Here is a 13,031-nt window from a genome sequence, read left to right as displayed (position 1 = left end):
TGCTGGCAATCGCACCAGGAGCCGCCGCGGCAGTCCTCGTGGCGTTTGTCCTTGCAGCTCTCACAGATCACAAGACGATTATTCTCCTAGAACGTTGTTCGGGTTAGGCTGGCGGGCGTGGATCTCATGGCCGAGCTGCTCGACGACCTGCGTGCCGAGACCGCGTCCCTCGAAGCCCTGCTCGATCCGCTGAGGGACGAGGACTGGGAGCGGCCCACACCCGCCGAGGGCTGGGCGATCCGTGACCAGGTGAGCCATCTGGCCTGGTTCGACGAGGCCGCCGTGCGCGCGGCCACCGACCCCGGCGGCTTCCAGGCCTCGCTGGCGGGCTTCACGTCCGTGGACGAACTCACCCTTGAGTCGCGCGGGATGCCGCCGGCCGAGCTGCGCGCGTGGTTCCGCGCGGCCCGCTCCCGCAGCCTGGAGGTCTTCGCGACGCTGGACGCGCGCGAACGGGTGCCGTGGTTCGGCCCCGCCATGTCGGCCGCCTCCTTCGTGACCGCGCGGCTGATGGAGACGTGGGCGCACGGCCGGGACGTGGCCGACGCGCTCGGCGTCACCCGGGAGCCGACGGCCCGGCTGCGCCACGTGGCCATGATGGGCTTCCGCGCCCGGCCCTTCAGCTTCATCGCGCGCGGCCTGCCGGTGCCCGAGGAGACCGTACGCGCCGAGCTGGCCATGCCGGACGGGACCACGTGGACGGCGGGGCCCGAGGGAGCCGACGGCCTCGTCCGCGGCACCGTCCTCGACTTCTGCCTGGCCGTCACCCAGCGCGTCCACCTGTCCGACACCGCGCTGGAGCTGACCGGCGAGCCCGCGCGGGCCTGGATGGAGATCGCGCAGGCATTCGCCGGGCCGCCCGGCAAGGGGCGGGCGCCCAGGTCAGGGTGAAGTCAGGGTCTTGCCGGATGACGCGGGCGGACCGGCCGGTGAGATCCTTCAGGTATGCGCACGATTCTGAACGTCATCTGGCTGATCTTCGCGGGACTCTGGCTGGCCGCCGGCTACGCGCTGGCCGGGATCATCTGCTGCATCCTGATCGTCACGATCCCGTTCGGCGTCGCGTCGTTCCGGATCGCGGCGTACGCGCTGTGGCCGTTCGGCAGGACCGTGGTGCGCGACCCCGACGCGGGCGCGTTCTCCCTGATCGGCAACGTCATCTGGTGCGTGGTCGCCGGCGTCTGGCTGGCCATCGGGCACGTCGTGACGTCGATCCCGCTGTTCCTGTCGATCATCGGCATCCCGATGGGCATCGCGAACCTCAAGCTCGTCCCCGTTTCCCTGCTTCCGCTGGGCGCACGCATCGTTGACAACGACTAGGGCAGACTCCGGGACGTAAGCTGTCCCGAAGAGTCACTGCGAATACCGTTGGGTGCCATGACGTCCACCGATGCGCCTCCCCGGCCGAAGAGAGGGCTCGTCTCCAACGCCAGGGCCAGGCTGAGCTGGGTGCTCGACACGAAGTCGTGGGCGATCGTCCGCGCGGCCACCAACGCCGGCGTCACCTACCGGGTCACCGGCCTGGCAGGTGAGGCGGCGTTCTTCGCGCTGCTGTCGCTGCCGCCGTTCGTGCTGGGCCTCATCGGCGTGCTGGCCAAGCTCGGCACCTGGCTGGGCTCCAGCGTGGTCGCTCAGGTCAAGGCGTGGGTGATCGCGCAGGCGGGGGTGCTGTTCACGGAAGAGGCCGTGAACAAGGTGATCAGCCCGCTCCTCACCGACGTCCTCAGCGACGACGCCAGCAAGGTGTCGATCATCTCGGTCGGCTTCCTGCTGTCGCTCTGGTCCGGCTCCCGAGCCCTTTACGTGTACGTCGACCTCATCTCCGTGGCCTACGGGCTCGGCGAGGAGCGCGGCATCATCCGCACCAGGCTGATGTCGTTCGGCCTCTACGTCGTCGGCCTGATCATCGGCATCATCGTCATGCCGATCCTGGTCATCGGGCCGACCCTGCTCAGGGACGCCCTGCCCGCCCAGTACGGAGTCCTCATCGACATCCTCTACTGGCCGGTCGTGATCATCGGCTCGGTCCTGTTCCTGACCGTGCTCTACCACGTCAGCGTGCCGGTGCGGACCAAGTGGTACCGGGAGCTGCCCGGCGCGATCCTGGCGCTGTTCCTGTGGATCGTGTGCGCGGCGGTGCTGCGGGCCGTGCTGGCCGCCTGGTTCTCGCCCGTCTCCGTCTACGGGTCGCTGGCCGCGCCCATCGCCGTGCTCCTCTGGCTCTACATCACCGCCCTGGCCGTGCTCATCGGGGCCATCCTGAACGCCGAGGTGGACCGGCTCTGGCCGGGCGTCAGCCGTACCAAATAGAGTCCCCCCGATATGGAGGCGCAGCGGAGAGTCGGGCCGTACACCCTGGTGCGCAAGCTGGGCGAGGGCGGCATGGGCCTCGTCTACCTGGCCGAGGCCCCTGACGGACGGCGGGTCGCCGTGAAGACGATGCGGCCCGAGCTGGCCGCGCGGGAGGAGTTCAGGCGCAGGTTCGGCAAGGAAGCCGAGGCCGCCAGGCGGGTCGTCAGGTTCTCACCGCGCCCGTGCTGAACGCCGGGTTCGGCGGCGGCGCCTTCGACACCACCGACTCGCGGGTGAACCTCGTCCCGCCCGGCGCCTGCCTGGTTCAGACCGGTCGCTTCTGTTGCTCGATGTACTGGCGCAGGACAGTGAGGGGCGCGCCGCCCACCGACCCGGCGAAATACGAGCCGGACCAGAAGTGCCCACCCCACAGATACCGGCGGACGTGAGTGGCGTACTCCTTGCGGAGCAGGCGTGCCGAGACGCCCTTGAGGCTGTTGACGAGCTTGGACAGGGCGACCTTGGGCGGGTAGTGGACCAGCAGGTGCACGTGGTCGTGCTCACCGTTGAACTCACGGAGTTCAACCTCGAAGTCGGCGCAGACCTCGCGCATGATCTCCTCGCACCGGGTCAGCATCTCGTCGGTGAAGACCCCGCGCCGATACTTCGTGATGAACACCAAATGGGCGTGAAGATGGCAAACGACGTGCCGACCCGTGCGCACATCGCGATTCGGTTCCCACCGCGGTGACATAGACCAAACGATACGATCAGAGCGTGGAGAAGGTGAAACGGGCCAGGGCGCACGTGGCGCGACTTGACCTCAGCACGGCGCAGGGTGCCGTGCTGGATGGTCAGGCACACACCGCTCGCGCGTTGTGGAACCTGCTGCACGATTACTTCACCTTCCGGCAGGGCCGGTTCGCGACTCTGAAGGAGTGTGACGAGGCGATCCGGGCGGCCCGCAAGGAGATCGACTGGATGGGGCAGTTGCCCGCCCAGGCCGCCCAAGCGGTGCTGAAAACCTACCGGCAGGCGTGGGCGAACTATTTCAACCCCGGCCATCCCGCCAGGCGGCCGACGTTCAAGGCTCGGGGGCGCTCCCGGCCGGCCGTCGATGTTCCCCAGGCCCGCGACTTGCACGTCAAGCGGTTGAACCGGCGGTGGGGCACGGTCAACCTGCCCAAGGTCGGCCGGGTGCGGTTCCGATGGACCAAGAACCTGCCCGGGATCACCCGGGGTGCTCCCGCCGGTCGGGTCACCGGAGCTCGTCTGATCAAGGATCCGTTCGGGTGGAGCATCGTGTTCCGCACCGAGATCGCGGTCGAACCGGCACGCTCACACCAGGGCGGGCGCGTCGGGATCGACCGGGGTGTCACGGTGGCCCTGGCGTTGTCGGACGGCGCCAGCCGCGAGCACGGCCCCTGGGTGACCGGCACCGAACGCGCCCGACTGCGCCGCCTGGAACACAAAGCCGCCCGCCAGAAGGCAGCCCGCCGCAAGGGTGCGCCCCGCTCCAAGCGGATCACCCGCACCTACGACCAGATCGCCAGGCTCCGCGCGACAGCCAAGCGCAGGGCCATCGACTGGCAGCACCAGACCACCACCGAACTCGCCGTCACATTCGGGGAGATCAAAGTGGAAGACCTGCGGATCATCAACATGATCCGCTCCGCGAAGGGCACGCTCGAGTCCCCCGGCAAGAACGTCGCGGCCAAGACCGGGTTGAACCGGGCGATCAACGAACAGGCATGGGGCAGGACCGTCACCATGCTGGAATACAAGCTGAAAGATCGCGGGGGCCGGGTGGTGAAGGTTCCGGCTGCGGGAACCTCCCAGACCTGCCACCAATGTGGTCGTCGTGATCCAGCCGCCCGGATCTCTCAGGCGGTGTTCGCCTGCACCAACCCGGCCTGTGGCTGGGTCGGCAACGCCGACACCAACGCAGCCATCAATATCGAAAACGCCGACGGAACGCCGGTGTCAGCGCGTGGAGACCTCGGGGATACCCGGTCGGTGAAGCGTGAACCCCCGCACGCCAGCGCGGCGTGACGGGAAGAACCCCCGGCCTTCAGGCCGGGGAGGAGTTCAACCCGCCTGGAAGGACAAGACCCCTCACCTCTGCGCGTGCACGGACCTGCCGATGGCGCCGTTCCCCGCGGGAGCGCAGCTCCGGATGTACGCGATCTTCGAGGGCGTGCCGCGGGACGCCGACCGGGTCGACGTCGATCTGGTGCTGCTCGGGGTCATCAGGAACGTGGCGGTCAGCTCATCGTGACACGACGGATGGGCCCCGTGACATCCGCTATCGTCTACGAGGAGACGCGACTGGCGCATTTTGGTGGGATCGACCACCGGGGAGCGAAAGGAGCGGAGGCCGTGCGCCTGGGTCTTCGCAATTGTCAACGATGACAGGAGAATCATGAGTTCTCTCGCGAGCGTCGACCCGCAGATCGCCGAGCTCATCAAGGCGGAAGAGCGCCGCCAGGCCGACACCGTCAAGCTCATCGCGTCCGAAAACTACGTGTCCAAGGCCGTGCTCGAGGCCACCGGCACCGTCCTCACCAACAAATACTCCGAGGGCTACGCGGGCAAGCGCTACTACGAGGGCCAGCAGGTCATCGACCAGATCGAGACCGTGGCCATCGAGCGGGCCAAGTCGCTGTTCGGCGTCAACCACGCCAACGTCCAGCCCTACTCCGGCTCGCCCGCCAACCTCGCCATCTACATGGCGTTCCTGCAGCCGGGCGACACCGTCATGGGCATGGGCCTGCCGTTCGGCGGCCACCTCACCCACGGCTGGTCCGTCTCCGCGACCGGCAAGTGGTTCAACCCGGTCCGCTACGGCGTACGCAAGGACACCGGCCGCATCGACCTCGACGAGGTGCGCCAGCTCGCCCTCGAGCACCGGCCGAAGCTGATCTTCTGCGGCGGCACCGCGATCCCGCGCACCATCGACTTCGAGGGCTTCGCCTCGATCGCCCGCGAGGTCGGGGCCGTGCTGGCCGCCGACATCGCCCACATCGCCGGCCTGGTGGCGGGCGGCGCGCACCCGTCCCCGGTGGGCCACGCCGACGTGATCTCCACGACCACGCACAAGACGCTGCGCGGGCCGCGCGGCGCCATGCTGATGGCCACGGCCGACGAGCACGCCACGGCGCTCAACAAGGCCGTCTTCCCCGGCCTGCAGGGCGGCCCCCACAACCACACCACCGCCGCCATCGCCGTCGCGCTCCACGAGGCCGCCCAGCCGTCGTTCCGCGACTACGCCCACCAGGTCGTCGCCAACGCCAGGACCCTGGCCGACGAGCTCGCCTCCCGCGGGTTCGACCTGGTCTCCGGCGGCACCGACAACCACCTGATCCTGCTCGACCTCACGCCCAAGGGCATCGGCGGCAAGCCCGCCGCCCAGGCGCTCGACCGGGCGGGGCTGGAGACCAACTACAACACGGTCCCCTTCGACCCCCGCAAGCCGTTCGACCCGTCGGGCATCCGCATCGGCACCCCGTCCGTCACCTCCCGGGGCATGGGCGAGGCCGAGATGCGTCAGATCGGCGCCTGGATGGACGAGGTCGTCACGGCCCTGGCCAAGGGGGACGCGGAGGACGTCATCACGCGCGTGCACCACGAGGTCAGCGAGCTCACCGCCCAGTTCCCGGCCCCGGGCCTGTAACCGATCCACCTCACACCGGGCCAGCGTCTCCTCCGGGCGACACCACCGGCCCGGCGCACGGCTTCCGGGGGTCGCCGCCGACTCGGTGCACCGCCTCCGAGTCGCCGCCGACCCGGCCGCCGCCATCCGCGGTCGGCCCTGCGGGGCGACCATGTGCAGACGGCGGTGCGGGCGGCGACTGCGGGCAAGACGGCGAACGCCCCGCCGCACGGGCTCCCGGAGTGCGGCGGGGCGTTCGGTGCGAGCGGGGCGGGCCGGAGTGCCCCGCTCGCGGTCGGCCGACCGGCGGCCCGGGGGACGTGGGCCGGATCGACCGGGGAAGGCGTTCCAGGGGACGGGACCGAATCGTCCCCCGGAAGCCTCAGCCCAGGAAGAGGTAGTCGGCCCCGTACGGGACCCGGGCCTCCGAGCCCGGCGTGCAGGCGCCGGACGGCGCGACGCCGCCGGTGGTGTTCAGGCGCAGGATCTGCGTGGCGTGCGCGAGGAGCCCGCTGTCCTTGCCCGCCTGGGTGGCGTCCAGCACGAGCTCGGGGATGTTGCCGTCGCCGTTGGGCGTCTTGGTGACGACCGCACCGCGCACCGCGCTCCCGTCTGGAGCTATCCACTGCGGCGGTCCGGCGGCGGGCGTCACGAACGAGTGGTCGATCCCGCGCCGCAGCTTGGCCGAGACGCCCAGCTGGGTGAAGGCGTACCCGCCGCTCGGCTGCGCCGTGCAGGAGTAGATCTGCGCGCCGCGCAGCACCTCGGCGGTGAGCGCGCGCGGGTGGGTGAACGGCCGGTCGGACAGCTGGCCGCGCACGGCGCCGCCGTCGAAGTCGGAGGTGTGCAGGTTCGCGTAGTAGCGGCCGGGGTGGGCGGCGATGCGCTTGACGACGCCGGCGGCGACCGGGGCCTCGCCCGCGACGCCGGTGAGGTTCTCCGGCAGGGCGCCCGCGAACAGGTCGGCGACCACTGGACCGTTCCCGCCTGCGGAACCCTTGTGCAGGTGGCCGTTGGTGACCGCGCCGAGGCCCGACCAGAAGGCCGTGTACGCGATGGACGAGCCGCCGGGACGCAGCCACCAGCCGGCCTGGCCGTCCTGGTCGCCGCGCTTCTTGCCGTCGTTCTCCGGCACCTCCTGCGCCCCGTCGGCGCGCGTGGAGAGCGTGGCCTGGTTGCTGCCCTGCAGCACGCCGTTGAGGTCGATCGGCTTGTTCAGCCGGTGGAACTGGCCGCGGACCGCGCCCTTGGGGTGGTCGGCGTCGTGCAGGTTGGCGTAGAAGCCGCCGGGGTTGTCGATGAGCGCCTTGACCAGGTCGTTGTCGGCCCTGACGGTGCCGGTGACGCCGAGCACGCCGGCGGGCAGCGGCTTGGTGAAGAACTCGAGCCTGACGTCCCCGTTGACGCCCTTCGCGCCCAGGTGGACGTGGCCGGCGGTGGGCGTGCCGATCTTGTTCCAGCGGGCCGCGAACGTGACCTCGTTCCCGCTGATCCTGATCACGACCGTCGAGCGGCCGTCGGCGTCGCCCTTGACGCCCACCTCGTTGTCGCCGCGCAGGCCGGCGGCGAGATAGACGTCGTCACCGGAGGCGTTCGCCGGCGAAGCGGGGGAGGCGATCAGGGCGGCGGCGAGCAGCGTGCCAGGAATCGCGAACTTTCGGATGAACATGGCTAAACCTCTTAAACGGTTTGATATTCCGGTTGGTACGGCAGGCAGTACGCGCCGGGTGCCGGGGGAGGTTCAACCCGCGAATCCGTAATTTTGCACACAGCCCCGAAGACATGAAAAAGCCCTCCCACCAGCGGCGGGAGGGCTTGGAGCGCCTGTCGGGTCAGGCGGTGATGGTGAGCAGCTTCTTGCCTGCCGAAGTGACCACCTCGAAATGATCGATGTCCTTCAGCGGCGTCGCGCTGCCGCCGTGCATGTAGAGCGGATCGGGCGAACCCGGCACTCCGTACCCGGCTGGAGGTACGGACCACCCGGTCATCACCCGGCGCTCACCCGACTTGCCGACCGAGACCAGCTCGCACTCGAGCGGCCCCTTCACCCCGGCCAGCTTGAGCGCGGCGTGCGTGCCCCAGGCCTTCGACTCGACCACCAGCCCGCCGGTGACCCCGTCGACGCCCTTCCCCTCGATGGGCGTGCCGTCGGCGAAGAACTGCTCGGCGGGGCCCATGTGGCTGCCGTGCCCCTGGGCGGCCATCGGAGGGACGTCGCCGACGGAGAGCTGCGTGCCGACCGTCAGGCCGCCGGCCACCAGCGTGACCGCCGCCGCCATCCCGATCACGAACGTCCCCCTGCGGGTCTTCCTGTCCGTCCTCTTCTTGCGCTGGAGCAGGTCGATCACCGGTTCGGGGGACGGCGCCCCGTAGTCCTCCACCGGGCCGATCCCGCTCAGCATGCTGGCCATGCCGGACAGATCGGACAGCTCGGCGCGACAGGGGGCGCAGCCCAGGAGATGGGCCTCGAAGGCGTGCCTGTCGTCCTCCTCCAGCAGACCGAGCGCGTACGCGCCCACGTCTGTGTGCTCGACTCTCGAAGTCACGCCGTCACCCCCCTCTCCTCAAGTGCGATCCGCAGCGCGCGAACGGCGTAATAGACCCGGGACTTCACAGTGCCGACCGGGATGCCAAGCGCCTCGGCGGCGTCGTTGACCGACCGGTCTCGCAAGATCGTCTCGTTGAGGATCTCGCGGTGTGCCGGCGACAACGTCTTCAGTGCCTCTGACACGACCACCTGGTGCAGCAGGCCCTCCATCTCGTCAGGCACGGGCATCGTCTCCAGCGGCCCGTCACCCGACTCCCGAGGGCGGGCGTCCCGGCGCCGCCGGTCATCGATCACGATACGTCTGGCGACCGTCGCCAGCCAGGGCATCAGCGAGACCGACTCGGGATCAAGCTGCTCCGCACTGCGCCAAGCCCGGATCATGGTCTCCTGCACCACGTCTTCCGCCCACTGCCGATCGCCCGCCGTCAACCTGATCACGAAGGCCAGCAGCGGCCTGTGATACTCCCGGTAGAGCGCGGACACTGCCGCCTCGTCATTGGACACCCCGTCATTTGGCACCCCGTCATCCGGCCGTACGCGGCGGATCCAGTGTCGAAAACGCGGCTTCCCCATGGGGGCGGCTCCCTCGGCCGAGGGCGGGGGATAAGTGCTGGTGTGCATCATTCCCCTTTCTCGGGTCCGTCGGCAGGTGGTACGGCCAGCCGCCCAGGCAGGGTTCAACAGATCGCCATACTTAATCCGATTGCGTCCCTGCGGGAGAGGTGCGTAGAGTCTGCGGCAACTGATCGAGGAGGTGAGGACTATGCGGGTCATCGCGTTCCGTGTGCTCTTCGTCCACCTCCCCGGGCTCCGCTGAGCTGCCGGGTTTCCCTTCTCGATCAAAGGTTTCACTGCGTTGAATCACGATCTTTCCCTGCTCGGCTGGACCGCTCTCCGCGCCGCCGAGCTGCCCGCTGACACCGTCCCCGCCCGCGTGGCCCGCGTCGACCGCGGCGCCGCCGAGGTGATCGCGGCCGAGGGCCAGCTTCACGTCAAGTACGGCGCCCGCGTCCGCAGGGCGGCGGCCGCCGACCCGGTCGCGCTGCCGTGCGTGGGCGACTGGGTCGCGCTCAGGCTGCTCCCTGAGGGCCGCTACGAGCTCGACGAGGTCCTGCCGCGGACGACCGCGTTCATCAGGGGCGGCGTGAGCCGCGACTCGGTGGGCGGCCTGTCCGGCGACGGCCAGGGCCAGGTGCTCGCCGCGAACGTCGACGTCGTCTTCGTGGCCGAGCCGTCCATGCACTCCACGGACTTCGCCGACCTCGGCCGCATCGAGCGCCTCGTCGCGCTGGCCTGGGAGTCAGGCGGCACGCCCGTGGTGCTCATCACCAAGTCCGACCTGTTCGAGGACGGTCTCGACCAGTTGCTCGACGACGTCCGGGTGGCCGCGCCCGGCGTGGACGTGCACGCGGTCTCGTCCCTGCACGGCGACGGGGTCCCGCTGGTCGCCGGCTACCTGGAGGGCTCCCGTACGGCCGTGATCCTCGGCCCGTCGGGAGCCGGCAAGTCCACCCTGGTCAACGCGCTGGCCGGGGAGGTCGTCATGGAGACCCAGCAGGTGCGCGCCGCCGACGGGCGGGGCCGGCACACCACCGTGCACCGGGAGCTCATCCCGCTGTCCGGGGGCGGGCTGGTCATCGACACGCCCGGGATCCGGCGGATCGGCCTGTACGACATCGCCGACGGCGTCGACCTGGTCTTCTCCGACATCGAGGCGCTGGCCGGACTCTGCCGTTTCGGCGACTGCGGGCACTCCGGCGAGCCGGGCTGCGCGGTGCTGGCCGCCCTGGAGACCGGTGAGCTGCCGGAGCGGCGGCTGGACAGCTGGCGCAAGCTGCAGCGGGAGGCGGCCTGGATGGCCTCCAGGACCGATGCCCGCCTGCGCAAGGAGCAGCTGAACAAGTGGAAGCTCATCACCAAGGAGATGCGCCGCTCGGGCCGCAGCCGGCCCTAGCGGCCCGGCCGCCGCGGGTGAGGCGAGGAGCGCGTCTGAGCGGGTAGGGCACTGGTCATGGAGCTCTTCGCAGACCGTGCCCAGGCCGGGGAGCTGCTGGCCGAGCGCCTGGAGGACGTGCGCGACCCCGTCGTGCTCGCCCTGCCCCGCGGCGGCGTGGCGGTGGCCCTGCCGATCGCGCGCAGGCTCGGCGCCCCCCTCGACGTCCTCGTGACGAGGAAGATCGGCTATCCGCCCACCCCGGAGCTGGGTGTGGGCGCGATAGCCGAGGGCGGCGAGCCCGTGTTCGACCACACGCTGCTGCGCCGCCTCGGCATGACGCCCGAGTCAGTGGCGGACGTGGTGGAGAAGGAGCGGCGCGAGCTGGCCCGCAGGGTGCTCGCCTACCGCGGCGACCGCCCGCTGCCCTCGCTGGAGGGGCGCGAGGTCATCGTGGTGGACGACGGCCTGGCCACCGGCGGCACCGCGCGGGCCGCGCTCAGGGCGGTCCGCACGGCCAAGCCCGCCAGGGTGACGCTGGCCGTGCCGGTCGGGGCCCGCGAGACCGTCGGCTCGCTGCGGCGGGAGGCCGACGAGGTGGTGGTCCTGCTGACGCCGATCGACTTCAGGGCGGTCGGCCAGTGGTACGAGCACTTCGACCAGCTCACCGACGCCGACGTGCTCGAACTGCTCGACCGGGCGCGGCGATGAGGACGTACGGGGGGTCAGGCGGCGAGCACGGCCCAGACGAGCTTGCGGGCGCCGCCGGGCGACAGCCAGCCCCAGGCGGTGCAGAGGGCGTCGATCAGCCGCAGCCCCCGCCCGAACTCGGAGAACACGTCGGGAGCCGCCGCCACCGGCACGGTCCGGCTGTGGTCGGTCACCACGCACGCCAGCTCCGCCCCGTGCGACAGCAGCCGGAGCTGCGCCGCCCCGCCGCCGTGCCGCATCGCGTTGGTCACCAGCTCCGACACCACCAGCTGAGCGTCGAAGGCCGGCCCCGGAACCCCCCACGTGGTCAGCGTCTGGTCGACGAACCGCCGCGCCGTCGCCACGCAGGCGGGCTCGAGCGCGACCCGCGGATGGAAGGGGAACACCGCGTCGCACTCCCAGGCATGCCCCTCGACCAGAATGGAAAAAAGCCATCCTGGTGGCCGGGAACCGATGGCGGCTTGCGGCCGAGCGTCGAAAGTCGTCATTCTGGCCCCCGAAGCGCGGTCTGGTGATCCAATGCCCATCTTTACGGGGAGTGCGAACCGATGCAAGACTTTTCGTCGTTTACGGATGCGAATCGCATCTGCACGTGCAGATGACCTAGGAGCGGCAGGGTGAGCGCAGAGAGCGCGGAAGGGAAGCTTCTCAACCATTCGCCGGGAAGCCCGACGGTGCTGCGGATCCTGCTGGGCACTCAGCTGCGCAGGCTCCGCACGGAGAAGGGTATCTCGCGCGAGGACGCCGGGTACTCGATTCGCGCATCTCACGCCAAGATCAGCCGGCTGGAGCTCGGCCAGGTCAGCTTCAAGCAGCGCGACGTGGCCGACCTGCTGACCCTGTACGGCGTCACCGACCCCGCCGAGCGTGAGCCGCTGCTCGCCCTGGCCAAGCAGGCCAACGCCCCCGGCTGGTGGCACAAGTACGGCGACGTGCTGCCGCCCTGGTTCGAGGTCTACATCGGCCTCGAAGGCGCGGCCTCCAGCATCCGTACGTACGAGAACCAGTTCGTGCCGGGCCTCCTCCAGACCCCCGACTACGCCAGGGCCGTGATCGAACTGGCCCACGAGAAGGCCCCTAGGGTGGAGCTCGATCGCCGTGTGGCGGTGCGCACCACCCGGCAGGGGCGGCTGGAGAGCGGGCTGACGGTCTGGGCGGTGATCGACGAGGCCGTCGTGCGCCGTACGATCGGCGGCTCCGAGATCATGCGCGCGCAGCTCGCCCATCTCCTCGACCTCACCGCCGAGCGCAACGTCACCGTGCAGATCATGCCGTTCGACCGCGGCGGCCACGCGGCGGCCGGGGGCCCGTTCAGCATCCTGCGCTTCCCCGAGCCCGAGCTGCCCGACGTCGTCTACATGGAGCAGCTCACCAGCGCCCTCTACCTGGACAAACCCGCCGACTCCGACAACTACATGGAAGTCATGGACCGGCTCAGCATCCAGGCCGAGGAGCCCAAGGAGAGCAGGCGCTTCCTGGAACGCCTGCTTTCCCGATGAGCTGCTGATATCCCTGTGACCCACCCCATATCTGGCTTTTTGGTCGTCCGCTATATGGAGACCGACGCGTTACCGTATTGTCTCCTCGCAAACGCGGATGCACGTGCATCCGTAAGATCGCGAGGAGCTGCCCCCATGCATGAGTTCCGGAACGGAACGCCCGCCGGCCGCCTTCCTGTCGTCTGGCGCAAGAGCAAGCGGAGCAACCCCAACGGCAACTGCGTCGAAGTCGCGAACCTGCCCACGGGGGAGATAGCCATGCGTAACTCACGTTTTCCCGAAGGCCCCGCGCTGGTCTACACCCAGGCGGAGATCACCGCGTTCGTCCTGGGGGCCAAGGACGGCGAATTCGACGATCTGATCGTCTGAGGTCTGACGTTTAGGGGAGCGCGCGCC

General features: G+C 69.9%; 16 protein-coding genes and 1 riboswitch. Of the genes, 11 read left to right on the top strand and 5 right to left on the bottom strand.

Annotation, left to right across the window (positions count from 1 at the left end):
• The first annotated feature begins 126 nt into the window (after nt 1-126).
• From ACWDRB_RS02285 to ACWDRB_RS02270, 4 genes are read left to right on the top strand one after another with little or no spacing between them, the layout of a single operon-like run.
• Nucleotides 127-891: a TIGR03084 family metal-binding protein gene (locus ACWDRB_RS02285; protein WP_449891770.1), complete on the top strand. Its 765-nt coding sequence runs from the start codon at nt 127-129 to the stop codon at nt 889-891.
• A 54-nt stretch (nt 892-945) separates the two neighbouring features.
• Complete coding sequence (locus ACWDRB_RS02280) at nt 946-1,320, top strand: YccF domain-containing protein (protein ID WP_350722670.1); 375 nt, start codon at nt 946-948, stop codon at nt 1,318-1,320.
• A gap of 57 nt (nt 1,321-1,377) precedes the next feature.
• Nucleotides 1,378-2,310: a YihY/virulence factor BrkB family protein gene (locus ACWDRB_RS02275; RefSeq protein WP_449891528.1), complete on the top strand. Its 933-nt coding sequence runs from the start codon at nt 1,378-1,380 to the stop codon at nt 2,308-2,310.
• A gap of 12 nt (nt 2,311-2,322) precedes the next feature.
• Nucleotides 2,323-2,541, top strand: a complete 219-nt coding sequence (locus ACWDRB_RS02270; RefSeq protein ID WP_449891527.1) for a hypothetical protein — start codon at nt 2,323-2,325, stop codon at nt 2,539-2,541.
• A 76-nt stretch (nt 2,542-2,617) separates the two neighbouring features.
• On the opposite strand, the gene tnpA is transcribed toward ACWDRB_RS02270, so the two are convergent.
• Nucleotides 2,618-3,046: an IS200/IS605 family transposase gene (tnpA, locus tag ACWDRB_RS02265; protein WP_449891526.1), complete on the bottom strand. Its 429-nt coding sequence runs from the start codon at nt 3,044-3,046 to the stop codon at nt 2,618-2,620.
• Nucleotides 3,047-3,069: 23 nt separating this feature from the next.
• Between tnpA and ACWDRB_RS02260 the strand changes: the two genes are divergently transcribed.
• The 3 genes from ACWDRB_RS02260 (at nt 3,070) to glyA (ending at nt 5,965) form a co-directional block, all read left to right on the top strand.
• Entirely contained in the window at nt 3,070-4,344 is a 1,275-nt protein-coding gene (locus ACWDRB_RS02260; RefSeq protein WP_449891525.1) for an RNA-guided endonuclease InsQ/TnpB family protein, read from the top strand.
• A 91-nt stretch (nt 4,345-4,435) separates the two neighbouring features.
• On the top strand, nt 4,436-4,570 hold the full coding sequence (locus tag ACWDRB_RS02255) for a hypothetical protein (protein WP_449891524.1): 135 nt from the start codon (nt 4,436-4,438) through the stop codon (nt 4,568-4,570).
• 42 nt (nt 4,571-4,612) lie between these two features.
• Nucleotides 4,613-4,690, top strand: a riboswitch (ZMP/ZTP riboswitch).
• A complete protein-coding gene (gene glyA, locus ACWDRB_RS02250; RefSeq protein WP_449891769.1) occupies nt 4,691-5,965 on the top strand; it encodes a serine hydroxymethyltransferase in 1,275 nt (424 codons plus the stop codon).
• A gap of 361 nt (nt 5,966-6,326) precedes the next feature.
• On the opposite strand, the gene ACWDRB_RS02245 is transcribed toward glyA, so the two are convergent.
• The 3 genes from ACWDRB_RS02245 to ACWDRB_RS02235 all read right to left on the bottom strand — a co-directional run bounded on the left by ACWDRB_RS02245 (nt 6,327) and on the right by ACWDRB_RS02235 (nt 9,065).
• Nucleotides 6,327-7,613 (bottom strand): CHRD domain-containing protein, encoded by a 1,287-nt coding sequence (locus ACWDRB_RS02245; RefSeq protein ID WP_449891523.1) that lies wholly within the window; start codon nt 7,611-7,613, stop codon nt 6,327-6,329.
• Between the two features lie 163 nt (nt 7,614-7,776).
• The gene (locus ACWDRB_RS02240) at nt 7,777-8,490 is read right to left on the bottom strand and encodes an anti-sigma factor family protein (protein WP_350722660.1); all 714 of its coding nucleotides are present in this window, start codon (nt 8,488-8,490) and stop codon (nt 7,777-7,779) included.
• Nucleotides 8,487-9,065 carry a sigma-70 family RNA polymerase sigma factor gene (locus ACWDRB_RS02235; RefSeq protein WP_350722658.1) on the bottom strand — a complete coding sequence of 193 codons (579 nt, stop codon included), beginning with the start codon at nt 9,063-9,065 and terminating at the stop codon, nt 8,487-8,489. The genes ACWDRB_RS02240 and ACWDRB_RS02235 overlap by 4 nt, the downstream gene beginning before the upstream one ends.
• Nucleotides 9,066-9,348: 283 nt before the next feature.
• Between ACWDRB_RS02235 and rsgA the strand changes: the two genes are divergently transcribed.
• Nucleotides 9,349-10,446: a ribosome small subunit-dependent GTPase A gene (rsgA, locus tag ACWDRB_RS02230; RefSeq protein ID WP_449891522.1), complete on the top strand. Its 1,098-nt coding sequence runs from the start codon at nt 9,349-9,351 to the stop codon at nt 10,444-10,446.
• A 57-nt stretch (nt 10,447-10,503) separates the two neighbouring features.
• Nucleotides 10,504-11,136 (top strand): phosphoribosyltransferase, encoded by a 633-nt coding sequence (locus ACWDRB_RS02225; protein WP_355194576.1) that lies wholly within the window; start codon nt 10,504-10,506, stop codon nt 11,134-11,136.
• Between the two features lie 14 nt (nt 11,137-11,150).
• On the opposite strand, the gene ACWDRB_RS02220 is transcribed toward ACWDRB_RS02225, so the two are convergent.
• Complete coding sequence (locus tag ACWDRB_RS02220; protein WP_449891521.1) at nt 11,151-11,522, bottom strand: ATP-binding protein; 372 nt, start codon at nt 11,520-11,522, stop codon at nt 11,151-11,153.
• A gap of 231 nt (nt 11,523-11,753) precedes the next feature.
• Between ACWDRB_RS02220 and ACWDRB_RS02215 the strand changes: the two genes are divergently transcribed.
• Together ACWDRB_RS02215 and ACWDRB_RS02210 are read left to right on the top strand one after the other, a co-directional pair.
• The gene (locus tag ACWDRB_RS02215; protein WP_397365190.1) at nt 11,754-12,635 is read left to right on the top strand and encodes a helix-turn-helix domain-containing protein; all 882 of its coding nucleotides are present in this window, start codon (nt 11,754-11,756) and stop codon (nt 12,633-12,635) included.
• Nucleotides 12,636-12,770: 135 nt separating this feature from the next.
• Nucleotides 12,771-13,004 (top strand): DUF397 domain-containing protein, encoded by a 234-nt coding sequence (locus ACWDRB_RS02210; RefSeq protein ID WP_127935054.1) that lies wholly within the window; start codon nt 12,771-12,773, stop codon nt 13,002-13,004.
• The last annotated feature ends 27 nt before the right edge of the window (nt 13,005-13,031 follow it).

The sequence above is a fragment of the Nonomuraea sp. NPDC003707 genome (assembly GCF_053587055.1).
The sequence above is the reverse complement of the archived record's forward strand: the minus strand, read 5'-3'. Positions and strand labels throughout refer to the sequence as shown.

Bases quoted from the DNA above. Each gene is read 5' to 3' on its own strand.
- ACWDRB_RS02285 (WP_449891770.1), top strand. From the start codon at position 127: ATGGCCGAGCTGCTCGACGACCTGCGTGCCGAGACCGCGTCCCTCGAA.
- ACWDRB_RS02280 (WP_350722670.1), top strand. From the start codon at position 946: ATGCGCACGATTCTGAACGTCATCTGGCTGATCTTCGCGGGACTCTGG.
- ACWDRB_RS02275 (WP_449891528.1), top strand. From the start codon at position 1,378: ATGACGTCCACCGATGCGCCTCCCCGGCCGAAGAGAGGGCTCGTCTCC.
- ACWDRB_RS02270 (WP_449891527.1), top strand. From the start codon at position 2,323: ATGGAGGCGCAGCGGAGAGTCGGGCCGTACACCCTGGTGCGCAAGCTG.
- tnpA (WP_449891526.1), bottom strand. From the start codon at position 3,046: ATGTCACCGCGGTGGGAACCGAATCGCGATGTGCGCACGGGTCGGCAC.
- ACWDRB_RS02255 (WP_449891524.1), top strand. From the start codon at position 4,436: ATGGCGCCGTTCCCCGCGGGAGCGCAGCTCCGGATGTACGCGATCTTC.
- ACWDRB_RS02245 (WP_449891523.1), bottom strand. From the start codon at position 7,613: ATGTTCATCCGAAAGTTCGCGATTCCTGGCACGCTGCTCGCCGCCGCC.
- ACWDRB_RS02235 (WP_350722658.1), bottom strand. From the start codon at position 9,065: ATGGGGAAGCCGCGTTTTCGACACTGGATCCGCCGCGTACGGCCGGAT.
- ACWDRB_RS02225 (WP_355194576.1), top strand. From the start codon at position 10,504: ATGGAGCTCTTCGCAGACCGTGCCCAGGCCGGGGAGCTGCTGGCCGAG.
- ACWDRB_RS02210 (WP_127935054.1), top strand. From the start codon at position 12,771: ATGCATGAGTTCCGGAACGGAACGCCCGCCGGCCGCCTTCCTGTCGTC.